Raw genomic sequence first — 21049 nt, 5'->3', positions numbered from 1 at the left:
CGAGACCCGTGACGGACATCGTCGACGAGCTGAAGTGGCGGGGGCTCTTCGCCCTCTCCACTGACGAGGACGCATTGCGCAAGACGCTCGCGGACGGTCCCGTCACGTTCTATTGCGGCTTCGACCCGACGGCGGCGAGCCTGCATGTGGGCCACCTCGTGCAGGTCCTCACCGTCCGCAGGCTCCAGCAGGCCGGGCACCGGCCGCTGGCGCTGGTGGGCGGGGCCACCGGCCAGATCGGTGACCCGCGGCCGACCGCCGAGCGCACGCTGAACGACCCGGAGACCGTCGCCGCCTGGGTGGGCAGGCTGCGCTCCCAGATCGAGCCCTTCCTCTCCTTCGAGGGCGAGAACGCGGCGGTGATGGTCAACAACCTGGACTGGACCGCGGGCCTGTCCGCGATCGAGTTCCTGCGGGACATCGGCAAGCACTTCCGGGTGAACAAGATGCTCACCAAGGAGTCGGTCGCCCGCCGCCTGGAGTCCGAACAGGGCATCAGCTACACGGAGTTCAGCTACCAGCTGCTCCAGGGGATGGACTTCCTGGAGCTGTACCGGCGGTACGGCTGCACGCTCCAGCAGGGCGGCAGCGACCAGTGGGGCAACCTCACGGCGGGGATCGACCTGATCCACCGCCTGGAGCCGGACGCGTCCGTGCACGCGCTGGGCACCCCGCTGATGGTCAAGGCGGACGGCACCAAGTTCGGCAAGTCCGAGAGCGGGGCCGTCTGGCTGGACGCGGAGATGACCACGCCGTACGCGTTCTACCAGTTCTGGCTGAATGTGGACGACCGCGATGTCTCCACGTACAACCGCATCCTCAGCTTCAAGAGCCGCGCGGAGCTGGAGGAGCTGGAGCAGCTGACCGAGGAGCGGCCGCAGGCGCGGGCCGCCCAGCGCTCGCTGGCCGAGGAGCTGACGACGCTGGTGCACGGCGCGGACCAGTGCGCGGCGGTCGTCGGGGCGTCCAGGGCGCTGTTCGGACAGGGCGAACTCACGGAGCTGGACGAGGCGACGCTGAGCGCCGCGCTCTCCGAGCTGCCGCACACCAAGGTCGACGGTCTCGTACCGGTCGTGGAGCTGCTCGCCGACACGGGCCTGGTACCGAGCAGGTCGGCGGCCCGCCGCGCCGTCAAGGAGGGCGGGGCGTACGTGAACAACGTGAAGGTCACCGGCGAGGACGCGGTGCCGGCGGCCGGGGATCTGCTGCACGGGCGGTGGCTGGTGCTGCGCCGCGGCAAGAAGAACCTGGCGGCGGTCGAGGTCACGGGCGTTTAGCGGATACGTGAGGGGCGGCCGGTTCCGTACCGGCCGCCCCTCACGTGTGCGTGGCGTCAGGTGCGTCTGCTGCCACGGACCGAGGTCCAGAGCTTGTCCCCCACGCCGACGACGACCACGGCGCCGATCAGCTGGAGGAGATGTCTGATCCAGTCGATGCCCCGGGTGTCGTTGACCCCCAGCCCGGTGGCCACCCAGTTGCCCAGCACGCTGCCCAGGATGCCGAAGATCACGGTCAGCCACAGCGGGATCTGCTGCTTGCCCGGGATGATCGCCTTGGCGACCAGGCCGAGCACCAGCCCCACGATGATGGCCCACAACCAATTCATGTCGCCTCCTGATGCGGCTGCCGGATACGCACGGGCCCCAGTTTCGGCCCATCCTCCATACAGCGCATGTCGGACACCTCCATACGCGCCCCGGCGACCCCGGTACGGGCGGTACGAGCGCGCCCCGCTCTTATCGGCCGCCGGGCGTCGGCGTAACGTGGTGCCGTCCGGTCCGGGGAGAGTCCGGCGCAGGAATCGGGTGGTGGAGCGTGATGCGGAAGCAGAGCAGCGGTGAGGTCTTCCGGATCACCGGCGCCCGTACGGGTCTTGAGGAAGACGTACGCGGCCGGCAGCGCCGGTACATCATCTCGATGACGGTGCGCACCGTCGCGGTCATCCTGACCGCGGCCCTCTGGAACGTGACGCGGCCGGTGGCGATCGGGACGCTGGTGCTGGGCGCCCTCCTTCCGTACGTCGCCGTGGTGATCGCGAACGCGGGCCGCGAGAACGCTCCGGGGCTCCCCACGACGTTCGTCCCCGCGCCGTTCCGCCCGCCGCTGGAACCGTCGTCCGTGATCCCGGGGACGGAACCGGCGGACGAGGCGCCCACCACGGAGCGTGAGCAACGGGCGGCGGACCAGGGCTGAGGCGAGGCCGAATCCCTACCGGTGTCAAAGCTCAAGAAAAGCTCAGATCAATCATGAAGTTCCAGTGCCGCACTCCTATGGGCCCGTGACATACTTTGGAGGCGCTCCGCATCCCCCGTCGGAGCGACGGACCGACGCCGGGCAGCTCCCCCCGTGGCTGCTCGGCGTCGCCTTTTTCCGGCACCCCTCTCCGGTACCTCGCCCGTCCGCAACGGCGATGCTTTGGCCTAGGGTTGAGGTGTGAACTCCCCTGATCCGACTGGTTCCGCCCCGGTCCCGCCCGCCGAAGTCACGCCCGCCCCGGTCTGCTCGGCCAAGGGGTGCCGGGCCGACGCCGTGTGGGTGCTGGCGTGGAACAACCCGAAACTGCACACCCCGGAGCGCCGGAAGACGTGGCTGGCCTGTGCGGAACACCGGGAGCATCTGTCGCAGTTCCTGGGGGTGCGCGGCTTCCTCAAGGACGTGGTGACCCTGGCCGAGTGGGAGCAGGAAGCCCGGACCGGCGGGACGCAGACCGACGAGACTCAGACCGGCGAGCCGCAGACCGGCGAGGGCCGGACCGACGGGACGCAGACCGGCGAGGGCCGGACCGACGGGACGCAGACCGGCGAGGGCCGGACCGGCGGGACGGCGGCCGAGTAGTCACCGTCCCGACAGGCGCAGCCCGTCAGCCGCCGATCGCCGACATGGGCCGGGCGGGCTGGAGGAACGACGGGTCGTCCAGACCGGATCCGGCCTTCTTTCCCCACATCGCCAGCTTCCAGCGCCGGGCGATCTCCTCGTCCGGCTCCCCGGCGCGGAGCGCGGCCCGCAGGTCGGACTCCTCCTGGGCGAACAGGCAGGTACGCACCTGTCCGTCCGCGGTGAGCCGGGTACGGTCGCAGGCGCCGCAGAACGGGCGGGTGACCGAGGCGATGACGCCGACCCGGTGCGGTCCGCCGTCGACCACCCAGCGCTCGGCGGGCGCCGAACCGCGTTCGTCGCTGCCCTCATCGGTCAGCGTGAAACGGGTGCGCAGCGACTGGAGGATGTCACCCGCCGTGATCATGCCGTCGCGCTTCCAGCCGTGCTGGGCGTCGAGCGGCATCTGCTCGATGAAGCGCAGCTCGTACCCGTGCTCCACGGCCCAGGCGAGCAGGTCGGGTGCCTCGTCGTCGTTGAGCCCCGGCATCAGCACGGTGTTGACCTTGACCGGGGTGAGCCCGGCGGCGCTGGCGGCCGCCATACCGTCCAGCACGTCGCGGTGCCGGTCCCTGCGGGTGAGGGTCTTGAAGACGTCCGGGCGCAGGGTGTCGAGCGAGACGTTGACCCGGTCGAGGCCCGCGGCCGCCAGGGCCTGGGCGGTGCGCTTGAGGCCGATGCCGTTGGTGGTGAGGGACATCCGGGGGCGCGGCTCCAGGGCCGCGACGCGCTCGACGATGCCGACGAGGCCGGGGCGCAGCAGCGGCTCACCGCCGGTGAAGCGGACCTCGGTGATGCCGAGGCTGGTCACTGCGATGCCGATCAGCCGGACGATTTCGTCGTCCGTGAGCAGATCGGGCTTGGCAAGCCACTGCAGGCCCTCTTCCGGCATGCAGTAGGTGCAGCGCAGATTGCAGCGGTCGGTGAGTGACACTCGCAGGTCAGTGGCCACTCGGCCAAAGGTGTCGATAAGCACGGTGGGCCCCCTCCCCCATAGCGGAAATGCGTACGCGACCGAGCCTACGCGACACCGGTGACGGTGACATCGGCCGAATACCACAGGGTGAGCGGGGGCCCGGTCGTATGGATCTACGACTGCGTCCACGACCGGGCCCTGGTGCCGGTACCCCTTCCTGCCCGTGTTCCTGCCCGTGCGGACGGCCGTCAGTGGGCGCCGAATCCGGTGAGGGACCTGACCTCCAGCTCGGCGTACTTGTCCTGGTCCGGCTTCTCGGGCGAGAGCAGCGAGCCCAGCCAGCCGAGCAGGAATCCCAGCGGGATGGAGATGAGGCCGGGGTTCTCCAGCGGGAACCAGGCGAAGTCGACGCCCTTGAACATCGACGTGGGCTTCCCTGAGACGACCGGCGAGAAGAGGACCAGCACCACGGAGGAGACGAGGCCGCCGTAGATGGACCACAGGGCGCCCGAGGTGGTGAACCTCTTCCAGAAGAGGCTGTAGAGCAGGGTCGGCAGGTTGGCGGACGCTGCGACCGCGAAGGCGAGGGCGACCAGACCCGCGACGTTCAGATCGCGGGCGAAGGCACCCAGCACGATGGCGACGGCACCGATCGCGACGGTCGCCCAGCGGGCCGCGCGCATCTCCTCCTTCTCGGTGGCCTGCCCCTTGCGGATGACGTTGGCGTAGATGTCGTGCGCGAACGACGACGAGGAGGCCAGGGTCAGCCCGGCGACCACCGCGAGGATGGTGGCGAAGGCGACGGCGGAGATCACCGCGAGCAGGACCGACCCGCCGGTGGAGCCGGCGCCGCCGCCGATCTCCAGGGCCGCGAGCGGGGCCGCCGTATTGCCCGCCGGATTGGACGCGATGATGTCGGCGGGCTTGAGCAGAGCGGCGGCGCCGAACCCGAGCACGATCGTCATCAGATAGAAGGCGCCGATGATGCCGATCGCCCAGTTCACCGACTTGCGGGCGGCCTTGGCCGTCGGCACGGTGTAGAAGCGGATCAGGATGTGCGGCAGGCCGGCGGTGCCGAGCACCAGGGCGATGCCGAGCGAGATGAAGTCCAGCTTGGAGGTCCCCGTAGCGCCGTACTTGAGGCCGGGTTCCAGGAACGCCTTCCCCTTGCCGCTGTTCGACGCGGCCGTGCCGAGCAGGTCGGAGACGTTGAAGTGGAATTTCAGCAGGATCAGGAACGTGATCAGGATGGTTCCGGCGATCAGCAGGACCGCCTTGACCATCTGGACCCAGGTGGTGCCCTTCATCCCGCCGATCGTGACGTACACGATCATCAGGACGCCGACCAGCGCGACGATGGCGATCTTCCCGGCGTCGCTGGTGATGCCGAGCAGCAGCGAGACCAGGACGCCGGCGCCCGCCATCTGCGCCAGCAGGTAGAAGACCGAGACGACGATGGTGGACGCTCCCGCCGCGGTGCGGACGGGGCGCTGGCGCATCCGGTAGGCGAGGACGTCGCCCATCGTGTAGCGGCCGGAGTTGCGCAGCGGCTCGGCGACGAGCAGCAGGGCGACCAGCCAGGCGACCAGGAAGCCGATCGAGTAGAGGAAGCCGTCGTAGCCGAAGAGGGCGATGGCGCCCGCGATGCCGAGGAACGAAGCGGCCGACATGTAGTCGCCGGAGACCGCGAGTCCGTTCTGCAGCGCGGTGAACTGCCGGCCGCCCGCGTAGAAGTCGGCGGCGCCCCTGGTCCGGCGTCCGGCCCAGACGGTGATGACGAGCGTGGCGACGACGAAGACCGCGAACAGCGTGATGATCAGGGGCCGGTGCTGGGTGGTCGCCGACGCGGCGAGCTGGGCTGCGGGGCTCATGCGCGCTCCTCCATACGGGACTTGATCGCGGCGCCCTTCGGGTCGAGCCGGGTCGCGGCGTGCCGCGAGTAGAACCACGCGATGAGGAACGTGGTGAGGAACTGGCCGAGGCCGAGGACCAGGGCCACGTTGATGTTGCCGAAGAGCCTGGTGCCCATGAAGCCGCCCGCGTAGCTCGACAGCAGGACGTACAGCAGGTACCAGGCGACGAAGCCGACGGTCAGCGGAAAGGCGAAGGAGCGGTGGGCGCGGCGCAGTTCGCCGAACTCCGCGCTCTGCTGCACCTCGGTGAACATCTCTGTCGTGGACCGGCCGGGGCGGGGGCCGGTGTCCGTTCCGTCCGGGGACTGCGGTGCATCGGTGGCCACGGATTCTCCTCGCGACGTGCTTGCGGTGGGTGGGCTGCCGGAGGGTCCGCGGTAACGGGCCTCCGACAAGGGCACGGCGCGCGGGGCGGAGTGGTTCAATGCCCGGCCCTTCCCGCTGGACCGATTGACGGGCACGGACGGCCGATGTCGGCTTCACTGGTCTGAAAGCGCCCAACTGCGGCCTGCAGTAGGGCGGTTGACACGGATGATGTGGAGAACCCATGGCTCATCTGAGATACGCCCGTCCGGGATACGGGCGGTGGCGCGCACTCGCGCTGCCCGCGGGACTGGCACTCGTCGCCTCGCTCGGCCTCCTGCCCGCCACAGCGACAGCGGAGCAGGGCGGCGGCGCCCCCGCGCACTCATCGGCTCCGGGGGCGGGTCCCGGACTGTCGTACGTCGTGAACACCGGGACCGGTCACGGCACGATGGCCTCGGTGGAGCGGGCCGTCTTACGGGCGGGCGGGTCGGTGGTCATGGCGTACGACAAGGTCGGCGTGATCGTCGCGCACGCGTCGGACCCGGACTTCGCGAAGACCCTCCGCGGGACAAGAGGGGTCGACTCCGCCGGCGCCACCCGCACCGCGCCGCTGCCCGCCGAGGCCGCGACGGACACCGCCACGCCGCTGAAGCTCACGGCGCGGCAGCGGAAGGTGCTGGCGGCGCAGGCCGCGCCGGGCGCCGATCCGATGGAGCCGCTCCAGTGGGACATGAGGGCCATCAAGGCGGACAAGGCCCATGAGAAGACGCTCGGCAGCCGTGCCGTCACGGTCGCGGTGATCGACACGGGCGTCGACGACACCCATCCGGACATCGCCCCCAACTTCGACCGCGCGGGCTCGGCGAACTGTGCGACGGGCAGGCCCGACACCACGGACGGCGCCTGGCGGCCGGACGCCGGGGGGAATCCGCACGGCACGCATGTGGCGGGCGAGATCGCGGGCGCGCGGAACGGCATCGGCATCACCGGTGTCGCGCCGGGGGTGAAGGTGTCGGGGATCAAGGTCGGCACGGCGTCCTCGTTCTTCTACACGGAGGCCATCGTCTGCGCCTTCATGTGGGCCGCAGACCACGGCGCCGATGTGACCAACAACAGTTATTTCACCGACCCGTGGTACTTCAACTGCACGGACGACCCGGACCAGAAGGCCCTGGTCGAGGCGGTCACCCGGGCCTCCCGCTACGCGGAGCGCAAGGGCACGGTCAACGTCGCGGGCGCGGCCAACGACGGGTTCGACCTCGCCTCGCACGCGGTCACCGACGCACTGAGCCCGGACGACGGCACAGCGGTCACCCGTACGGTGGACCCCGCCAAGTGCCCGGTGATTCCCGGCCAGTTGCCGGGCGTGGTCACGGTGGCGGCGACCGGCGCCAAGACCCTCAAGTCCTCCTACTCCAACTACGGTCTCGGGGTCGTCGACATCGCGGCGCCGGGCGGCGACTCGGTGGCCTTCCAGCCCCCCGAGCCGCCCGCGACCAGCAGCGCGGTCCTCGGCCCGGTGCCGGGCGGCGGCTACGCCTACATGTCGGGTACGTCCATGGCGTCCCCGCACGCCGCCGGGGTCGTGGCGCTGATCAAGTCCCGTCATCCGCATGCCTCGCCCGCACAGGTCGAGGCGCTGCTGTACGCGGGAGCCGACCGGCTCGCCTGCCCGGACCCGTACCCCATCGACGCCGACGGTGACGGCAGGCCCGACGCGGTCTGCCGGGGCGGCAGGGACCACAACAGCTTCTACGGGGCGGGCCTGGCCGACGCGCTGCACGCGGTCACCAGGTAGGGCCTGACCGTCCGGCTCAGGCCCCCGGGTGACCGCGCCGCGCCTACTTCACCAGCACCTTGAGCGCGGTGCGCTCGTCCATCGCCCGGTAGCCCTCCGGCACCTCGTCCAGACCGACGGTCCGGTCGAAGACCGGTGACGGGTCGATCGTGCCGTCCAGTACGTCGGGGAGCAGCTCGGGGATGTAGGTGCGGACCGGCGCGACACCGCCGCGCAGGGCGACGTTGCGGTTGAACATGTCGCTGAGGCTCAGACCCGTACCGCTGCCGTGCGGGACACCGACGTATCCGATGGCCCCGCCGTCGCGGGTGATGGCGACGGCGGTGGCCATCGACTGCTCGGTGCCGACGGCCTCGATCACCGCGTGCGCGCCCTGGCCGCCGGTCAGCTCGCGCACCGCGGCGACGGCCTCGTCGCCGCGGACCGCGACGATGTCCGTGGCACCGAAGGTCCGGGCGATGTCCGTACGGGCCCGGTGGCGGCCGAGCGCGATGATGCGCTCGGCGCCGAGCCGCCTGGCGGCCAGTACGCCGCAGAGCCCGACCGCTCCGTCACCGACGACGGCGACGGTGCTGCCCGGCCGCACACCCGCGCCGAGGGCGGCGTGGTGGCCGGTACCCATGACGTCGGAGAGTGCGAGCAGCCCGGTGAGCAGCCGGTCGTCGGACGCGGCGGCGGCCGGGAGCTTGACGAGTGTGGCGTCGGCGAAGGGCACCCTGACGGCTTCGCCCTGGCCGCCGTCGGAGCCGACCGAGCCCCAGAACCCGCCCTGCGGGCAGGACGTGGTCAGCCCCTCGGCGCAGTACTCGCAAGCGCCGTCGGACCAGACGAAGGGCGCGACGACGAGGTCACCGACGGCGAAGCCCCGCACGTCGGAGCCGGACGACTCGACGGTGCCAAGGAACTCGTGGCCGATGCGCTGCCCGGGGACGCGCGCGGCCACACCCCGGTAGGCCCAGAGGTCGCTGCCGCAGATGCAGGACCGCAGGACGCGGACGACGACGTCGGTGGGCTGCTGGACCGCGGGGTCCGGCACCTCCTCCACCCGGATGTCGTGAGGGGCATGGATGACGGTGGCGCGCATGGGACAAATCCTTGCTGATCAGACAGGTGTACGGCTGTCACGGTACGCGGCGGACGGCACCCCCGCGTACCGGAGCACCCCCGCGGCCAGCAGGGACTGGGCCGCCAGATAGGTCGCCATGACCCAGAAACCGGGTACGGGCGGCTGCGGCAGGTCCGCGATGCCCGTGGCGATCAGCGTGTCGGAGACCAGGAAGAGCGCCCCGCCGACCCCGGCCCACAGGCCCGGACCGCTCGCCCGGTACGCCATGGCGGTGAGCAGCAGCGAGTAGCCCGCCACCGGGATCCGCAGCCCGGCCGGGAGGGCGGGCAGCAGCACGGCGGCCATGGCGGCCAGCGCGACCGCGTAGCCCGCCCCGAGGTACGGGTTCGTCCGGCCGCGGCCGAAGAGCACCAGGTAGCAGACGTGTCCGGCGGCGAACATGGCCATCCCGGCGAGGAAGGCCGGGTCCGCGTCGATCAGCAGCAGGGTGTCACCGCCCCAGCCGAACAGCAGCGCCGCGATCAGCAGCCGGGGGGCGCCCCGCGCGTACACATGGGCCGCGAGCAGCGGCATCAGCAGCGGTTTGGCGACGGCGTGCAGGGTCTGGGCGGTGTGCCCGTGAGCGAGGAGTGCGCAGAGGTCGGTCAGGGCGGCGAGCGCGTAGGCGGACAGCAGCAGCCGCGCGGCCCGCTCCCGCGTCACGCGATCCGCTCGGACGGGGTCTCCCGGACGGCGGGAGCGGTGGCTGGAGCCGTGGCGGCGGCTTCCACCGGCCCCATGGCGGCGGCCCCGGTCGCCGGTACCGGCTGCCAGCCCGGTCCGCCGAAGACCCGTCCCGCCCGTTCGCGCCAGTTCGCCGCGGCCCGTACGTCCCGGGCGATCGCCGCGTACTCGTGGGTCGCGACCCGCAGCGGGTTGTAGGTCTCGATGTTCTTGGTCAGCCCGTAGACGGGTTGGACGGTCTCCGGTGTGAAGGACCCGAACAGCCGGTCCCAGACGATGAGGATCCCGCCGAAGTTGCGGTCCAGGTAGCCGCCCTGGGAGGCGTGGTGCACGCGGTGGTGGGAGGGCGTGTTGAGCAGGTACTCGAAGGGGCGCGGCAGCTTGCCGACCCGCTCGGTGTGCACCCAGAACTGGTAGACGAGGTTGGCCGACGAGCAGAAGGCGAGCGCGGCCGGATGCACTCCGAGGGCGATCAGCGGGACGTAGAACGGCCAGACGGTCAGCGACGTCCAGGGCTGGCGGAGCGCGGTCGTGAAGTTGAACTTGCGGCTGGAGTGGTGCACGACGTGGCAGGCCCACAGGACGCGGACGACGTGGTGACCGCGGTGCGACCAGTAGTAGAAGAAGTCCTGGCCGAGCAGCATCAGCGGGACGGTCCACCACAGGACGGGGACGCGCAGCGGGGTCAGTTCGTAGACCGCGGTGTAGATCGCGACGATGGGGATCTTCCACAGGAAGTCGAAGACCAGGCTGCCGAGACCCATACCGATGCTGGTGACGGCATCCCTGGTCTCGTACCCCGCGGAGTCCTCGTCGGGATGGAACCGGTAGCTCGCCATCTCCACGACGGTGAGCAGGACGAAGGCCGGTATGGACCACAGCACGACATCGGGCAGATTCGGCATGCCAGCACGGTACGGCCGCCGGATCGGCCCCGGCTAGATGTTGTTACTGACAAGTATGCGAGACATTCTGTCAGCGTGTTTTGGTGAGTTCCGCCAATCGGCGCCGCCCGACGGGCCCTTGGACTGGTCCTTGAGCTCGGTTCCTTGAGCTCGGTTCCTTGAGCTCGGTTCCTTGAGCCGCCCGGAGCACCCGCCGCCTCGGGCGGGCTCCGGGCGGGCTTCCGGGCGCCCCGGGGCGGTCAGACCCCCACCGCGCCCAGCAGCACTCCGGCCGCGTACGTCACCGCCATGGCCAGCGCACCCCCGACCATGTTCCGCACCACGGCGGGGCGCACCGGTGCGGCGCCCGACCGGGCGCTCCACCAGCCCGCCAGGGCCAGCGCCGCCAGGACCGAGAGCACCGTGATGTACAGCCGGACCGAAGCGGGCGGCAGCACGATCGCCAGCAGCGGCAGCAGGGCACCGGCCGTGAAGGCGGCGAAGCTGGCGACCGCCGCGTGCCAGGGGCTGGTGAGGTCGTCGGGGTCGATGCCCAGCTCGACCTCGGCGTGGGCGCGCAGCGCGTCGCGCTCGGTGAGCTGCTCGGCGGCCTCGCGGGCCAGTTCCGCCGAGAGCCCCTTGCCCTCCAGGAGCCCGGCCAGCTCGTCGAGTTCGGCCTCCGGGGTCTCGCGCAGCTCGCGCCTCTCCAGGGCCAGCGCGGCCTTCTCGGAGTCGCGCTGGGTGGACACGGAGACGTACTCCCCCGCCGCCATCGACATCGATCCGGCGAGCAGTCCGGAGAGACCGGCGGTGAGCAGCGCGGTACGCGAGTCGGTGGCGCCGGCGACACCGACGACGATGCCGGCGGTCGACACCACACCGTCGTTGGCGCCGAGCACCGCGGCCCGGAGCCAGTTGAGGCGCGCTCCGAGGCCGCTGTGGTGGGGTTCGCCGTGGGAGGAGTCCGTCATCGGGCCAGCGTCTCATCCGGGCCGCCGCGCACCGCGCCGGTCCCGCCCGTGGCGTCCCGGGAGCAGCCGGGCGGCCGGGACGGGGACAGAGCGGTACGGGACCGGAGCCGACACCCCGTCACATCGGTTACGGCGCAGCGGAAGCCGTGCGCTGCCGCCCCGGACCCGGCTCCCGGCCGCCGGTGGCCGCCCAGTGGGCCCGCACCCGGGATTGCGGTGTTGTCGGTAGGGGCCCGTATTCTCTGTGACCATGCTCGACGACCGCCAGACAGCAGCGACAGCGTGGCCGGCCGCGTACCCGCAGGGGTACGCGGTCGTCGACGTGGAGACCACCGGCCTCGCACGCGACGACCGGATAATCTCCGCTGCCGTCTACCGGCTGGACGCCCGGGGCGATGTCGAGGACCACTGGTACACGCTGGTCAATCCGGAGCGGGACCCAGGGCCCGTCTGGATCCACGGTCTGACCAGTGATGTCCTGGCGGGCGCCCCGCTCTTCCCGGAGATCGCGGCGGAGTTCGCCGAACGGCTCGACGGGCGCGTCCTGGTGGCGCACAACGCGATCTTCGACTGGCAGATGATCGCCAGGGAGTACGCCCGCGCGCAGCGCACCGCCCCGGTCCGCCAGCGGCTGTGCACCATCGCGCTCTCCAAGGAGCTCGCCCTGCCGCTGCCCAACCACAAGCTGGAGTCGCTCGCCGCGCACTTCGGCGTCGTACAGGAGCACGCCCACCACGCGCTCGACGACGCCCGCGTGCTGGCCGAGGCGTTCCGCCCGAGTCTGCACGCGGCGGCCAGGGACGGGGTGCGGCTGCCGCTGCTCGAGTGCCGGCCGCTCACCGAGTGGTCGGACGCACCGGCCGCGCCGCGCGTCGGCTACCAGGCCTCGTACCGGCAGAGCAGCTGGCGCCAGGCCAGGAAGCGGCCCGCCTGCCCCTACCCGAATCCGGGGCGGTACGAGCCGGGGAAGCCGCTGGCGCAGGGGATGCGGGTGGCGTTCTCCGGTGACACCTCGGTCGACCGCGAGCTGCTGGAGGACCGGGCCGCCGAAGCCGGGCTGCATGTGGCGACGAGCCTCTCCCGGCTGACCAGCCTGCTCGTCACCAACGACCCGGACTCCGCCACGTCCAAGACGGTCAAGGCCAAGTCCTTCGGCACCCCCGTCATCGACGAGGCCGCCTTCACCCAGCTGCTGCGCGACGTCGCTCCGGCCCCGGCAGACGGGTGATTGGCGGGCGACTCGCCCACCGCCCGCTCGCCCGCCGCCGCCCGCGCGTCCCACCCTGTGGCGCATGGCAGTTTGCGAGGTATGCGGAAACGACTACGGCATGTCCTTCGAGGTCCACGCGCAGGGCGCGGTCCACGTCTTCGACTGCTTCTCCTGCGCCATTCACCGCATGGCGCCCATCTGTGCGCACTGCCGTGTCCAGGTCATCGGGCAGGGCGTGGAGGCCGGCGGCGAGTGGTACTGCGGCGGGCACTGCGCCCGCGCGGAGGGGAAGGAGGGCATCGTCGACAAGGTCTGACTCTGCCCGGTTCTGTCCCTCCGGCCGGACCCCCCGTCCGGAGGGCTTCGCCGGGCGAGTACCTTCAGAGGCGTGTACCGCTTCCTGTTGACACGGCAGTGGGTGATTCTCGCCCTTGTCTCACTCGTCCTGATGCCGACGATGATCAAGCTGGGCTTCTGGCAACTGCACCGCCATGAACACAAGGTCGCGCAGAACACGCTCATCGGCAAGAACCTCAAGTCGAAACCCGTACCGGTCGGAGACCTCACCTCCCCCGGGCACACCGTGCCGTACGACCAGTACTGGCGCCAGGTGACGGCGACCGGCCATTACGACACCGCTGACGAGGTCGTCGTACGGCGCAGAACCTCGGCCGACGGCACCGTCGGGTACCACGTCCTGACGCCCTTCGTCCTGGACGGCGGCAAGACCGTACTCATCAACCGCGGCTGGGTCGCGGACAACGGCAGCCAGCTCACGCTCCCCAAGATCCCGGCCGCCCCCAAGGGCAGGCTGACGGTGGCCGGCCGGCTGATGGCCGACGAGACGACCAGCGCCAGCGGGATCAAGAACGAGAAGGGGCTGCCGCCCCACCAGGTGATGCTGATCAACAGCGCCGAGGAGGCGAAGGCGCTGGGCAGGACGGTGCTCGGCGGCTACATCGAGCAGACCGCACCCCAGCCCAGGGGCGACTCGCCCCAGCTGATCCCGGCGCCCGAGCACTCGGACATCGGTCCGCACATGGCGTACGCGGTCCAGTGGTGGCTCTTCACCGCCGGAGTGCCCATCGGATTCGTGGTCCTCGTACGCCGTGAGAAGCGCGAACGGGCCGCGGCGGTGTCGGAGAGCACCCCCGAACCGGTGCCTGCGGCTGCTTAGCGCGCCGCCCTCCCGGGAAGACGGGTCACCGTGACCCAACGTATCGAGGACTACGCCCTCATCGGCGATCTGCAGACCGCGGCCCTGGTCGGCAGGGACGGCTCCATCGACTGGCTGTGCCTGCCCCGCTTCGACTCGGCGGCGTGCTTCGCCTCGCTGCTCGGCGACGACGAGAACGGCCACTGGCGCATCGCCCCGGCCGGAGCCGGCAACTGCACCAGCCGGAGCTACCGGGACGAGTCGCTCGTCCTGGAGTCGGTCTGGGAGACGGCGACCGGCACGGTCAAGGTCATCGACTTCATGCCGCAGCGTGACACCGCCCCGGACATCATGCGGATCGTCGAAGGTGTCACCGGCGAGGTGGAGATGGCGGGAACGCTGCGCCTGCGCTTCGACTACGGCTCGGTCATCCCGTGGATGCGCCGCTCGGACGGGCACCGGGTCGCGGTGGCGGGCCCGGACTCGGTGTGGCTGCGCAGCGAGCCGGAGGTGACGACCTGGGGCCAGCACTTCTCCACCTGCTCGTCGTTCACGGTCGCCGCGGGCGAGAAGGTGGCGTTCGTACTCACCTGGCACCCTTCGCAGGAACCGCGCCCCGCGCTGGTGGACCCGCACGAGGCGCTGGTCCACGCGCTGGAGGACTGGCACGAGTGGTCGTCGCGCTGCCGGTACCGGGGCCCGTACCGCGAGGCCGTGATCCGCTCGCTGATCACCCTGAAGGCGCTCACCTTCGCCCCGACCGGCGGCATCGTCGCGGCTCCGACCACCTCCCTCCCGGAGGAGATCGGGGGCGTGCGCAACTGGGACTACCGGTTCTGCTGGCTGCGCGACTCCACGCTCACCCTCGGCGCGCTGCTGGCCTGCGGCTATCTGGAGGAGGCCGGGGCGTGGCGCGACTGGCTGCTGCGCGCGGTCGCGGGCGCCCCCGCTGATCTGCAGATCATGTACGGGCTCGCGGGCGAGCGGCGGCTGCCCGAGACGGAGCTGGAGTGGCTCCGCGGCCACCAGGGATCCGCGCCGGTGCGTACCGGGAACGGAGCCGTGACCCAGCTGCAGCTCGACGTGTACGGCGAGGTCATCGACTCGCTCCATCTGGCCCGCACGGCGGGTCTCGCCAATGAGCCGCACGCCTGGAGCCTCCAGCTGGCCCTGCTCGGCTTCCTGGAGTCGCGCTGGCGCGAGCCGGACGAGGGGCTGTGGGAAGTACGCGGCCCGCGCCGCCACTTCGTGCACTCCAAGGTGATGGCGTGGGTGGCCGCCGACCGCACCGTACGCATCCTGGAGGCCGCGCCGAAGCTGCGCGGGGACGTGGAACGGTGGCGGCGGATGCGCGACGCGGTGCACGAGGAGGTGTGCGACAAGGGCTTCGACAAGGAGCGCAACACCTTCACCCAGTCGTACGGCTCCACCGATCTGGACGCGGCGACGCTGCTCATCCCCCAGGTCGGCTTCCTGCCGCCGGACGACCCGCGGGTGATCGGAACGGTCGACGCCGTACGTGCGGAGCTGTGCCACGACGGCCTGGTGCGCCGCTACAGCGTGGCGGGGCCGTCGTCGGACGGGCTGCCGGGCGGCGAGGGGACGTTCCTGGTCTGCTCGTTCTGGCTGGCCGACGCGCTGCGGCTGACCGGGCGGGTCAAGGAGGCCGAGGCGCTCCTCGAAAAGCTGCTGTCGCTCCGCAACGACGTCGGGCTGCTGGCCGAGGAGTACGACCCGGTGGCCGGGCACCAACTCGGCAACTTCCCGCAGGCGTTCAGCCACATCGGGCTGGTGAACACCGCTCTCGGGCTGGCCCGCGCGCTGGGGGCGCCCGAGGAGGATGCAGGATAGAGCCATGGATCTTGGACTGAAGGACCGCGTCTACGTCGTCACCGGAGCCACCAGGGGGCTGGGGTTCGCCTCCGCACGCGAGCTGGCGGCCGACGGGGCGAAGGTGGTCATCACCGGGCGCGACGCGGAGACGGCGCGAGCGGCGGCGGCCGAGCTCGGTCCCGGTGTGCTCGGGGTGGCGGCCGACAACAGCGACCCCGTGGCCGCCGAGCGGCTGATCGCCACCGCGCGGGAGCACTTCGGCCGCTTCGACGGCATCCTCATCAGCGTCGGCGGCCCGGCCCCCGGCTCCGCGGCCGACAACACCGACGAGCAGTGGCGGACGGCCTTCGAGGCCGTCTTCCTGGGCGCCGTGCGGCTCGCCCGTACAGCCGCTGCCGAGCTGTCCGAAGGCGGCGTCATCGGACTGGTGCTCTCCGGCTCGGTGCACGAGCCCATCGGCGGCCTGACGATCTCCAACGGGCTCCGTCCCGGCCTGGCCGGTTTCGCCAAGTCGCTCGCCGACGAGGTGGGTCCGCGCGGGATCCGGGTGGTCGGCCTGCTGCCCGGCCGCATCGACACCGACCGGGTGCGGCACCTGGACACGCTCGGCGGTGACCCGGAGGCGGCGCGCGCGAGGAGCGAGGCGGGGATTCCGCTGCGGCGCTACGGGCGGCCCGAGGAGTTCGGCAGGACCGCCGCGTTCGTGCTGTCGCCGGGGGCCTCGTACCTCACCGGGGTCATGCTGCCGGTCGACGGCGGCTCCCGGCGCGGATTCTGACCGCGGCACCACGACGGGCGGTCCGCCGGGCCCGGCCCGGTACGGAGCCGGGCGGCGGCCCGGCCCAGGACAGGGACCGGGGCAGAGGGCGGGCCGGAGGGCGGGGCAGCTGCCGGGTCAGGGGCACGGGCCGGAGCAGGAGCCGGGGCAGGGGCCGGGTCAGGGCAGTTCCACCGCTGTGACCAGCACGGCGACCGACCGGTCCGCACCGGCCACCGCGGCCACCGCCGACCGCACCGCCCCCGTCACATCCAGGGCCCGCCGCCCGGAGGCCACCGCGAGCTCCACCCGGACGTTGTAGTCGGTGCGGTGCACGGCCGCCCCCAGCACACCGGTCAGATGGGCGACGCCGGGAACGGCCGCCGCGGCCTCCGCCTCGGGACCCCGTACGGCAGCGGCTCCCCTGTCCGGCCCAACCACTGCCGGCTGATCCGGCCGAGCGTCCGGACCGGCCGCCGCCGACGGATCCGGCCGGGCCTCCAGCAGCCCCGTCACCCGTACGTCCACCTCGGTCACATCGAGCCCCAGCCCGTCGGCGCAGGCTCCGAACAGCGCGTCCCGCAGCCGCTCCACGGCCGCCGGCAGCGACTCTCCCCCGGCCACCGCTTCGGCCTCCGCCTCGACTCGCAGCGGCCCGGGCGGCAAGGCGCTCGGCGGGGCCGGAACCGCCATGCCGACGGCCGCACCGGTCCCGACCGGAGCGATCCTCAGCTTCCCGAGCGCGGTCCCCTGCACCCCTCCTGCGGCGCGCCGCAGCACCGCGACGGCCGCCTCCTCGGCGATCCAGGCCCCGTCCCGCGCGCCGCCGAGCGGCAGCAGCCTGCCGAGGCCCAGCCTGCTGCGGACGGCCTGTGCCCACCCGTCCTGCCCCCGTCGTCCGTCACCCGTCATGTCCCCACCCTGCCGCATTCCCGGCGCGGAACCGGGAAAGCGCACCTAACGTGGGCATCGAATCGGCTACCGCTCGGAGAGGGACGTACCGCGATGAGTGAGACCCCGCAGCAGAACCAGTCCGACACCTCTGGCAAGGGCCCGGCGGGCCAGGGCGCAGCCAGGCCCGATGTGACCAAGCGCGGCGGCGGCGCCCCCGGCACCCGCGGCCGTACCACCATCGCGGACGGCGTGGTCGAGAAGATCGCCGGTCTCGCGGCGCGCGACGTGCCCGGCGTGCACGCGATGGGCAGCGGTATCTCCCGTACGTTCGGTGCGGTGCGCGACCGGGTGCCCGGCGGCGGCACCAAGTCCGTGTCCCGTGGGGTGAAGGCCGAGGTCGGTGAGGTCCAGACGGCTCTCGATCTGGAGATCGTCGTCGAGTACGGCGTGTCGATCTCGGAGGTCGCCCGCGATGTGCGGGAGAACGTCATCTCTGCCGTGGAGCGCATGACGGGACTCGAGGTCGTCGAGGTCAATATCGCGGTCAGCGATGTGAAGCTGCCCGACGAGGAAGACGATGAAGAGCCGGAGTCCCGACTTCAGTAACCCCGTACCTTCGGCTTAGGAGCGCACGATGAGTATGGCTGTGGTCGGCCTGTTGGTCGGTATGGCACTTGGCTTCGCCGGCTACTTCGGCGGCTTCGGAGCCTTTCTTCTGGTGGCCGCACTCGGTGCGATCGGCTTCGTGGCGGGCAAGTTCGCCGACGGCGACCTCGAAGCCGGTGACTTCTTCCGCGGCCGCGACCACGGCGACGGGCGGCGATGACCGCTCAGGTGGCGCCTGCGGAGCGCGGTTCGACCCGCATCGCCGACCGGGTCGTGTCGAAGATCGCGGCGCAGGCGGCGCGTGAGGCGATCGGCACGGTGCCCGACGGCGGAACGGCCCCGCACGCCACGGTCACCGTGCAGGACTCCCGTGCGCGGGTGCGGGTCAGTCTGGACCTCGGCTATCCGTCCGACATCGGCGCGCAGTGCGGTGCGGTACGCCGCCGGGTGGCCCAGCGGGTCGAGTCGCTGGCGGGCATGGAGGTGCCCGAGGTGGCGGTACAGGTCGAGCGGCTGCACTCCGAGCAGACCCGCGACTCCGACCGGGGGAGGGCCCGATGAGCGAGGCGGACGACAGCACGCGGCGGCTTCCCGTTCTGGAGAAGAACCCGGCCGAGCCGAGCGGTCCCGGCTCCGCCACGGCGTACGCACCGGTGCCCGGTTCGGGTGGCCGGGCGAGGCGTTTCTGGTCGCGGCGCAGGACACCGGCGGCGCTGCTCGCGCTCGTGCTGCTCGGGGCGGCCGGTGTGCTGCTGTACGACGTGTCGGCGGTCCGGGCCGGGCGGCCCGCGATGCACTGGCGCCATGTGGTCGCCCACGATCTGGCGACGCGCCCCCTGGACAGCATCTGGATCAAGGTCTGCGCCGCGGCCGTGATGGCCATCGGTCTCTGGCTGATCATCCTGGCGCTCACCCCGGGGCTGCGCTCGCTGCTGCCGATGCGGCGCGACAGCCAGCAGGTGAGGGCAGGGCTCGAACGGGACGCCGCGGCGCTGGTGCTGCGGGACCGGGCCATGGAGGTGGCCGGTGTGCAGTCCGTGCGCATCCGGATGAAGCGCTCCAGGGTCAGAGTGCGCGCCCGCTCGCATTTCCGCGAACTCGACGACGTACGGGCTGACTTGGACAGCGTGATGGCGACGGGGATCACCGTTCTGGGGCTCGCGTCGCGGCCGCGGCTCTCCGTCCACGTCAGCCGTCCGGCCAGGAAGGGGTGACGCCGCGATGCTGAAGACGGTCAACCGGGTGCTGCTCACTCTCGCCGGACTGGTGCTGCTCGCGCTCGGCGGGGCGGTGCTGGCGGCGGGGCTCCACCTCTCCGTTCCCTCGTGGTGGCCCTGGAGCGGGCCGCACGACGTCCTGCTCAGCACGGAGCGCCGCACCAAGTGGCGCGGCGACAGCTGGTGGTGGCCGGTGGTCATCGCGGCGTTCGCCGTCATCGTGCTGCTCGCGCTGTGGTGGCTGCTCGCCCAGCTGCGCCGCTCGCGTCTCTCCGAGGTGCTGGTCGACAGCGGTGACGGGGACGGGGCGCGGCTCAGGGGCCGGGCGCTGGAGAACGTACTGGCGGCCGAGGCCGAGTCGCTGCACGGCGTCGACAGTGCGGTGGTGCGGCTGACCGGCCGGCGCACCTCCCCCGCGGCCCGGATCGGTATGGCGCTCGCGGCGCACGCGGAGCCGGTGGCGGCGCTCTCGGACCTCACCACCGGGGCCCTGGCGCACGCCCGCGATTCGGCCGGACTGGCCGGGCTCCCCGCCGAGGTCCAGCTGCGCGCGGTGAAACACCGCGCGCGCCGGGTGGCCTGAGGGAGGAGTGCCGGGTGCGGGACAGGGCGTCCGGAGGGAAAGGCCCGGGAGCGCCGTACGGAGAGGCGGTCCGGACAGGCAGCCGGACCGTCAGTCGGACAGGCCCGCCAGGTCACGCAGCCTGCGGGCCTGTGCGGCGCGCTCGGCTGTGCGCTGCTCCTCGTAGGTACGGTCCGGTACTCCGAGCAGCAGTGCCTTGGTCTCGATGACCGCGTCCCGGGGAGCGGCGAGCAGGGCGGCCGCCAGGTCGGTGACCGTTCCGTCGAGCTCCTCGGCGGGGACGGCCAGATTGGCCAGCCCCGTACGGATGGCTTCGTCGGCGTGCACGAACCGGCCGGTGGCGCAGATCTCCAGCGCCCGGGCATAGCCGACGAGCCCCACCAGCGGGTGCGTGCCGGTGAGGTCGGGGACGAGTCCGAGGCTGGTCTCGCGCATGGCGAATTGCACGTCATCGGCGACGACCCGCAGGTCGCAGGCGAGGGCGAGCTGGAACCCGGCACCGATCGCATGGCCCTGTACGGCGGCGATCGTGATCAGGTCGGTGCGGCGCCACCAGGTGAACGCCTCCTGGTACTCGGCGATGGCCGCGTCGAGCGAGGCGTCATCACCGCGTGCCAGATCGAGGAAGGACGGCTCACCGTCGAAACCCTCAGGCGTGAACGCCTGCCGGTCCAGGCCCGCGGAGAAGGACTTGCCCTCACCGCGCAGCACCACGACGCGGACACTGCCCGGCAGTGACCGTCCCGCTTCTGTCAACGCCCGCCACAGAGCGGGAGACTGGGCGTTGCGCTTCGCGGGGTTGGCCAACGTCACCGTGGCAACCGCGTCCTCGACGGTCAGCCGTACGCCGTCCTTGTCGAGCACGTAGTCGAGCGAGGTCATGAGGGTCTCCGGTTCGGTGCAGACAGCTAAGTGACTGCACAGTAACTACCCTGCCGGCCTGCCGGCCGACCGGGTGGCCACCGTGACGAACCGGTGAACCCCAGAACCCTGGGCCACAGCCCTGTCAGGCGGTTGCGGCCTTCTTGCCTCGTGTTGCTCCGCCGCGTCCTCGCAGCGTCACACCGGACTCGCTGAGCATCCGGTGGACGAATCCGTAGGAGCGGCCGGTCTCTTCGGCCAGTGCCCGGATGCTCGCACCGGAGTCATATTTCTTCTTCAGGTCTGCCGCGAGCTTGTCACGCGCGGCGCCGGTAACCCGGCTGCCCTTCTTCAGAGTCTCGGCCACCCGTGCCTCCTCAAGGAAGTGCGCTCTGGACTCTCATGATCACCCCTCCCGGCCTTCCTGGCCACCCATTCGGCAAGGTCTGTGCGACGGGGATTTCTGTGTCCCGGCTCACTC

24 protein-coding genes and 1 pseudogene are annotated in these 21049 nt (G+C 71.6%); 14 read left to right on the top strand and 11 right to left on the bottom strand.

The annotated features are described in order from the left end of the window. The first annotated feature begins 8 nt into the window (after window positions 1-8). Complete coding sequence (tyrS, locus tag OG210_RS25865; protein ID WP_328325273.1) at window positions 9-1277, top strand: tyrosine--tRNA ligase; 1269 nt, start codon at window positions 9-11, stop codon at window positions 1275-1277. A gap of 56 nt (window positions 1278-1333) precedes the next feature. On the opposite strand, the gene OG210_RS25860 is transcribed toward tyrS, so the two are convergent. Continuing rightward, window positions 1334-1606 (bottom strand): GlsB/YeaQ/YmgE family stress response membrane protein, encoded by a 273-nt coding sequence (locus OG210_RS25860; protein WP_328325275.1) that lies wholly within the window; start codon window positions 1604-1606, stop codon window positions 1334-1336. A 212-nt stretch (window positions 1607-1818) separates the two neighbouring features. On the opposite strand from OG210_RS25860, the gene OG210_RS25855 reads away from it, so the two are divergent. Beyond that, complete coding sequence (locus OG210_RS25855; RefSeq protein WP_328325277.1) at window positions 1819-2193, top strand: DUF3099 domain-containing protein; 375 nt, start codon at window positions 1819-1821, stop codon at window positions 2191-2193. A gap of 240 nt (window positions 2194-2433) precedes the next feature. Then, window positions 2434-2688: pseudogene (locus OG210_RS25850) on the top strand (hypothetical protein); the annotation flags it as partial. Between the two features lie 172 nt (window positions 2689-2860). On the opposite strand, the gene moaA reads toward OG210_RS25850, so the two are convergent. The 3 genes from moaA to OG210_RS25835 form a co-directional block, all read right to left on the bottom strand. After that, window positions 2861-3850 carry a GTP 3',8-cyclase MoaA gene (gene moaA / locus OG210_RS25845; RefSeq protein ID WP_328325279.1) on the bottom strand — a complete coding sequence of 330 codons (990 nt, stop codon included), beginning with the start codon at window positions 3848-3850 and terminating at the stop codon, window positions 2861-2863. Between the two features lie 188 nt (window positions 3851-4038). Next, the gene (locus OG210_RS25840) at window positions 4039-5661 is read right to left on the bottom strand and encodes a cation acetate symporter (protein ID WP_328325281.1); all 1623 of its coding nucleotides are present in this window, start codon (window positions 5659-5661) and stop codon (window positions 4039-4041) included. Beyond that, window positions 5658-6029 (bottom strand): DUF485 domain-containing protein, encoded by a 372-nt coding sequence (locus OG210_RS25835; protein ID WP_328325283.1) that lies wholly within the window; start codon window positions 6027-6029, stop codon window positions 5658-5660. The genes OG210_RS25840 and OG210_RS25835 overlap by 4 nt, the downstream gene beginning before the upstream one ends. 221 nt (window positions 6030-6250) lie before the next feature. Here OG210_RS25835 and OG210_RS25830 point away from each other — a divergent pair, with 221 nt between their 5' ends. Beyond that, window positions 6251-7807 (top strand): S8 family serine peptidase, encoded by a 1557-nt coding sequence (locus OG210_RS25830; protein WP_328325286.1) that lies wholly within the window; start codon window positions 6251-6253, stop codon window positions 7805-7807. A gap of 43 nt (window positions 7808-7850) precedes the next feature. Here OG210_RS25830 and OG210_RS25825 read toward each other — a convergent pair whose 3' ends face one another. From OG210_RS25825 to OG210_RS25810, 4 genes are all read right to left on the bottom strand, one after another. After that, a complete protein-coding gene (locus OG210_RS25825) occupies window positions 7851-8891 on the bottom strand; it encodes a zinc-dependent alcohol dehydrogenase family protein (RefSeq protein WP_328325288.1) in 1041 nt (346 codons plus the stop codon). An 18-nt stretch (window positions 8892-8909) separates the two neighbouring features. Then, entirely contained in the window at window positions 8910-9575 is a 666-nt protein-coding gene (locus OG210_RS25820; protein WP_328325290.1) for a lysoplasmalogenase, read from the bottom strand. Beyond that, entirely contained in the window at window positions 9572-10501 is a 930-nt protein-coding gene (locus OG210_RS25815) for a sterol desaturase family protein (protein ID WP_328325292.1), read from the bottom strand. Before OG210_RS25815 ends, OG210_RS25820 begins: the two co-directional genes overlap by 4 nt. Window positions 10502-10740: 239 nt before the next feature. After that, entirely contained in the window at window positions 10741-11451 is a 711-nt protein-coding gene (locus OG210_RS25810; protein ID WP_328325294.1) for a VIT family protein, read from the bottom strand. Between the two features lie 244 nt (window positions 11452-11695). Between OG210_RS25810 and OG210_RS25805 the strand changes: the two genes are divergently transcribed. The 5 genes from OG210_RS25805 (at window position 11696) to OG210_RS25785 (ending at window position 16428) form a co-directional block, all read left to right on the top strand. After that, entirely contained in the window at window positions 11696-12679 is a 984-nt protein-coding gene (locus OG210_RS25805; protein ID WP_328325296.1) for a DEDDh family exonuclease, read from the top strand. A gap of 64 nt (window positions 12680-12743) precedes the next feature. After that, a complete protein-coding gene (locus tag OG210_RS25800) occupies window positions 12744-12977 on the top strand; it encodes a hypothetical protein (protein ID WP_328325298.1) in 234 nt (77 codons plus the stop codon). Window positions 12978-13049: 72 nt separating this feature from the next. Then, window positions 13050-13838, top strand: a complete 789-nt coding sequence (locus OG210_RS25795) for an SURF1 family protein (RefSeq protein WP_328325301.1) — start codon at window positions 13050-13052, stop codon at window positions 13836-13838. A gap of 30 nt (window positions 13839-13868) precedes the next feature. Then, the gene (locus OG210_RS25790; protein ID WP_328325303.1) at window positions 13869-15668 is read left to right on the top strand and encodes a glycoside hydrolase family 15 protein; all 1800 of its coding nucleotides are present in this window, start codon (window positions 13869-13871) and stop codon (window positions 15666-15668) included. 4 nt (window positions 15669-15672) lie between these two features. Continuing rightward, a complete protein-coding gene (locus tag OG210_RS25785; protein ID WP_328325305.1) occupies window positions 15673-16428 on the top strand; it encodes an SDR family oxidoreductase in 756 nt (251 codons plus the stop codon). Window positions 16429-16587: 159 nt separating this feature from the next. Here OG210_RS25785 and OG210_RS25780 read toward each other — a convergent pair whose 3' ends face one another. Further along, on the bottom strand, window positions 16588-17319 hold the full coding sequence (locus OG210_RS25780) for a hypothetical protein (RefSeq protein ID WP_328325307.1): 732 nt from the start codon (window positions 17317-17319) through the stop codon (window positions 16588-16590). Between the two features lie 93 nt (window positions 17320-17412). Between OG210_RS25780 and OG210_RS25775 the strand changes: the two genes are divergently transcribed. Genes OG210_RS25775 through amaP form a run of 5 tightly spaced genes read left to right on the top strand, consistent with a single transcriptional unit; the run spans window position 17413 to window position 19707 of the window. Further along, window positions 17413-17907: an Asp23/Gls24 family envelope stress response protein gene (locus OG210_RS25775; protein WP_328325309.1), complete on the top strand. Its 495-nt coding sequence runs from the start codon at window positions 17413-17415 to the stop codon at window positions 17905-17907. Window positions 17908-17935: 28 nt separating this feature from the next. Next, the gene (locus OG210_RS25770; protein WP_266858302.1) at window positions 17936-18127 is read left to right on the top strand and encodes a hypothetical protein; all 192 of its coding nucleotides are present in this window, start codon (window positions 17936-17938) and stop codon (window positions 18125-18127) included. Continuing rightward, window positions 18124-18468, top strand: a complete 345-nt coding sequence (locus OG210_RS25765) for an Asp23/Gls24 family envelope stress response protein (protein ID WP_328325311.1) — start codon at window positions 18124-18126, stop codon at window positions 18466-18468. Before OG210_RS25770 ends, OG210_RS25765 begins: the two co-directional genes overlap by 4 nt. Continuing rightward, window positions 18465-19121 carry a DUF6286 domain-containing protein gene (locus tag OG210_RS25760; RefSeq protein ID WP_328325313.1) on the top strand — a complete coding sequence of 219 codons (657 nt, stop codon included), beginning with the start codon at window positions 18465-18467 and terminating at the stop codon, window positions 19119-19121. The genes OG210_RS25765 and OG210_RS25760 overlap by 4 nt, the downstream gene beginning before the upstream one ends. A gap of 7 nt (window positions 19122-19128) precedes the next feature. After that, entirely contained in the window at window positions 19129-19707 is a 579-nt protein-coding gene (gene amaP, locus OG210_RS25755; protein ID WP_328325315.1) for an alkaline shock response membrane anchor protein AmaP, read from the top strand. Window positions 19708-19797: 90 nt separating this feature from the next. Here the strand turns inward: amaP and OG210_RS25750 are convergent, their stop codons facing one another. Further along, window positions 19798-20589 (bottom strand): enoyl-CoA hydratase/isomerase family protein, encoded by a 792-nt coding sequence (locus OG210_RS25750; protein ID WP_328325317.1) that lies wholly within the window; start codon window positions 20587-20589, stop codon window positions 19798-19800. 124 nt (window positions 20590-20713) lie between these two features. Beyond that, window positions 20714-20935 (bottom strand): helix-turn-helix domain-containing protein, encoded by a 222-nt coding sequence (locus OG210_RS25745; RefSeq protein ID WP_018518904.1) that lies wholly within the window; start codon window positions 20933-20935, stop codon window positions 20714-20716. Window positions 20936-21049: the final 114 nt, after the last annotated feature.

The organism is Streptomyces sp. NBC_00466, assembly GCF_041433995.1.
Taxonomy (GTDB): Bacteria; Actinomycetota; Actinomycetes; order Streptomycetales; family Streptomycetaceae; genus Streptomyces.
The sequence above is the reverse complement of the archived record's forward strand: the minus strand, read 5'-3'. Positions and strand labels throughout refer to the sequence as shown.

Coding starts and splice junctions, on each gene's coding strand:
- OG210_RS25775 (WP_328325309.1), top strand. CDS start 17,413: ATGAGTGAGACCCCGCAGCAGAACCAGTCCGACACCTCTGGCAAGGGC.
- amaP (WP_328325315.1), top strand. CDS start 19,129: ATGCTGAAGACGGTCAACCGGGTGCTGCTCACTCTCGCCGGACTGGTG.
- OG210_RS25855 (WP_328325277.1), top strand. CDS start 1,819: ATGCGGAAGCAGAGCAGCGGTGAGGTCTTCCGGATCACCGGCGCCCGT.
- OG210_RS25760 (WP_328325313.1), top strand. CDS start 18,465: ATGAGCGAGGCGGACGACAGCACGCGGCGGCTTCCCGTTCTGGAGAAG.
- OG210_RS25825 (WP_328325288.1), bottom strand. CDS start 8,891: ATGCGCGCCACCGTCATCCATGCCCCTCACGACATCCGGGTGGAGGAG.
- OG210_RS25800 (WP_328325298.1), top strand. CDS start 12,744: ATGGCAGTTTGCGAGGTATGCGGAAACGACTACGGCATGTCCTTCGAG.
- OG210_RS25860 (WP_328325275.1), bottom strand. CDS start 1,606: ATGAATTGGTTGTGGGCCATCATCGTGGGGCTGGTGCTCGGCCTGGTC.
- OG210_RS25770 (WP_266858302.1), top strand. CDS start 17,936: ATGAGTATGGCTGTGGTCGGCCTGTTGGTCGGTATGGCACTTGGCTTC.
- OG210_RS25765 (WP_328325311.1), top strand. CDS start 18,124: ATGACCGCTCAGGTGGCGCCTGCGGAGCGCGGTTCGACCCGCATCGCC.
- OG210_RS25840 (WP_328325281.1), bottom strand. CDS start 5,661: ATGAGCCCCGCAGCCCAGCTCGCCGCGTCGGCGACCACCCAGCACCGG.
- OG210_RS25785 (WP_328325305.1), top strand. CDS start 15,673: ATGGATCTTGGACTGAAGGACCGCGTCTACGTCGTCACCGGAGCCACC.
- OG210_RS25750 (WP_328325317.1), bottom strand. CDS start 20,589: ATGACCTCGCTCGACTACGTGCTCGACAAGGACGGCGTACGGCTGACC.
- OG210_RS25830 (WP_328325286.1), top strand. CDS start 6,251: ATGGCTCATCTGAGATACGCCCGTCCGGGATACGGGCGGTGGCGCGCA.
- OG210_RS25780 (WP_328325307.1), bottom strand. CDS start 17,319: ATGACGGGTGACGGACGACGGGGGCAGGACGGGTGGGCACAGGCCGTC.
- OG210_RS25815 (WP_328325292.1), bottom strand. CDS start 10,501: ATGCCGAATCTGCCCGATGTCGTGCTGTGGTCCATACCGGCCTTCGTC.
- OG210_RS25810 (WP_328325294.1), bottom strand. CDS start 11,451: ATGACGGACTCCTCCCACGGCGAACCCCACCACAGCGGCCTCGGAGCG.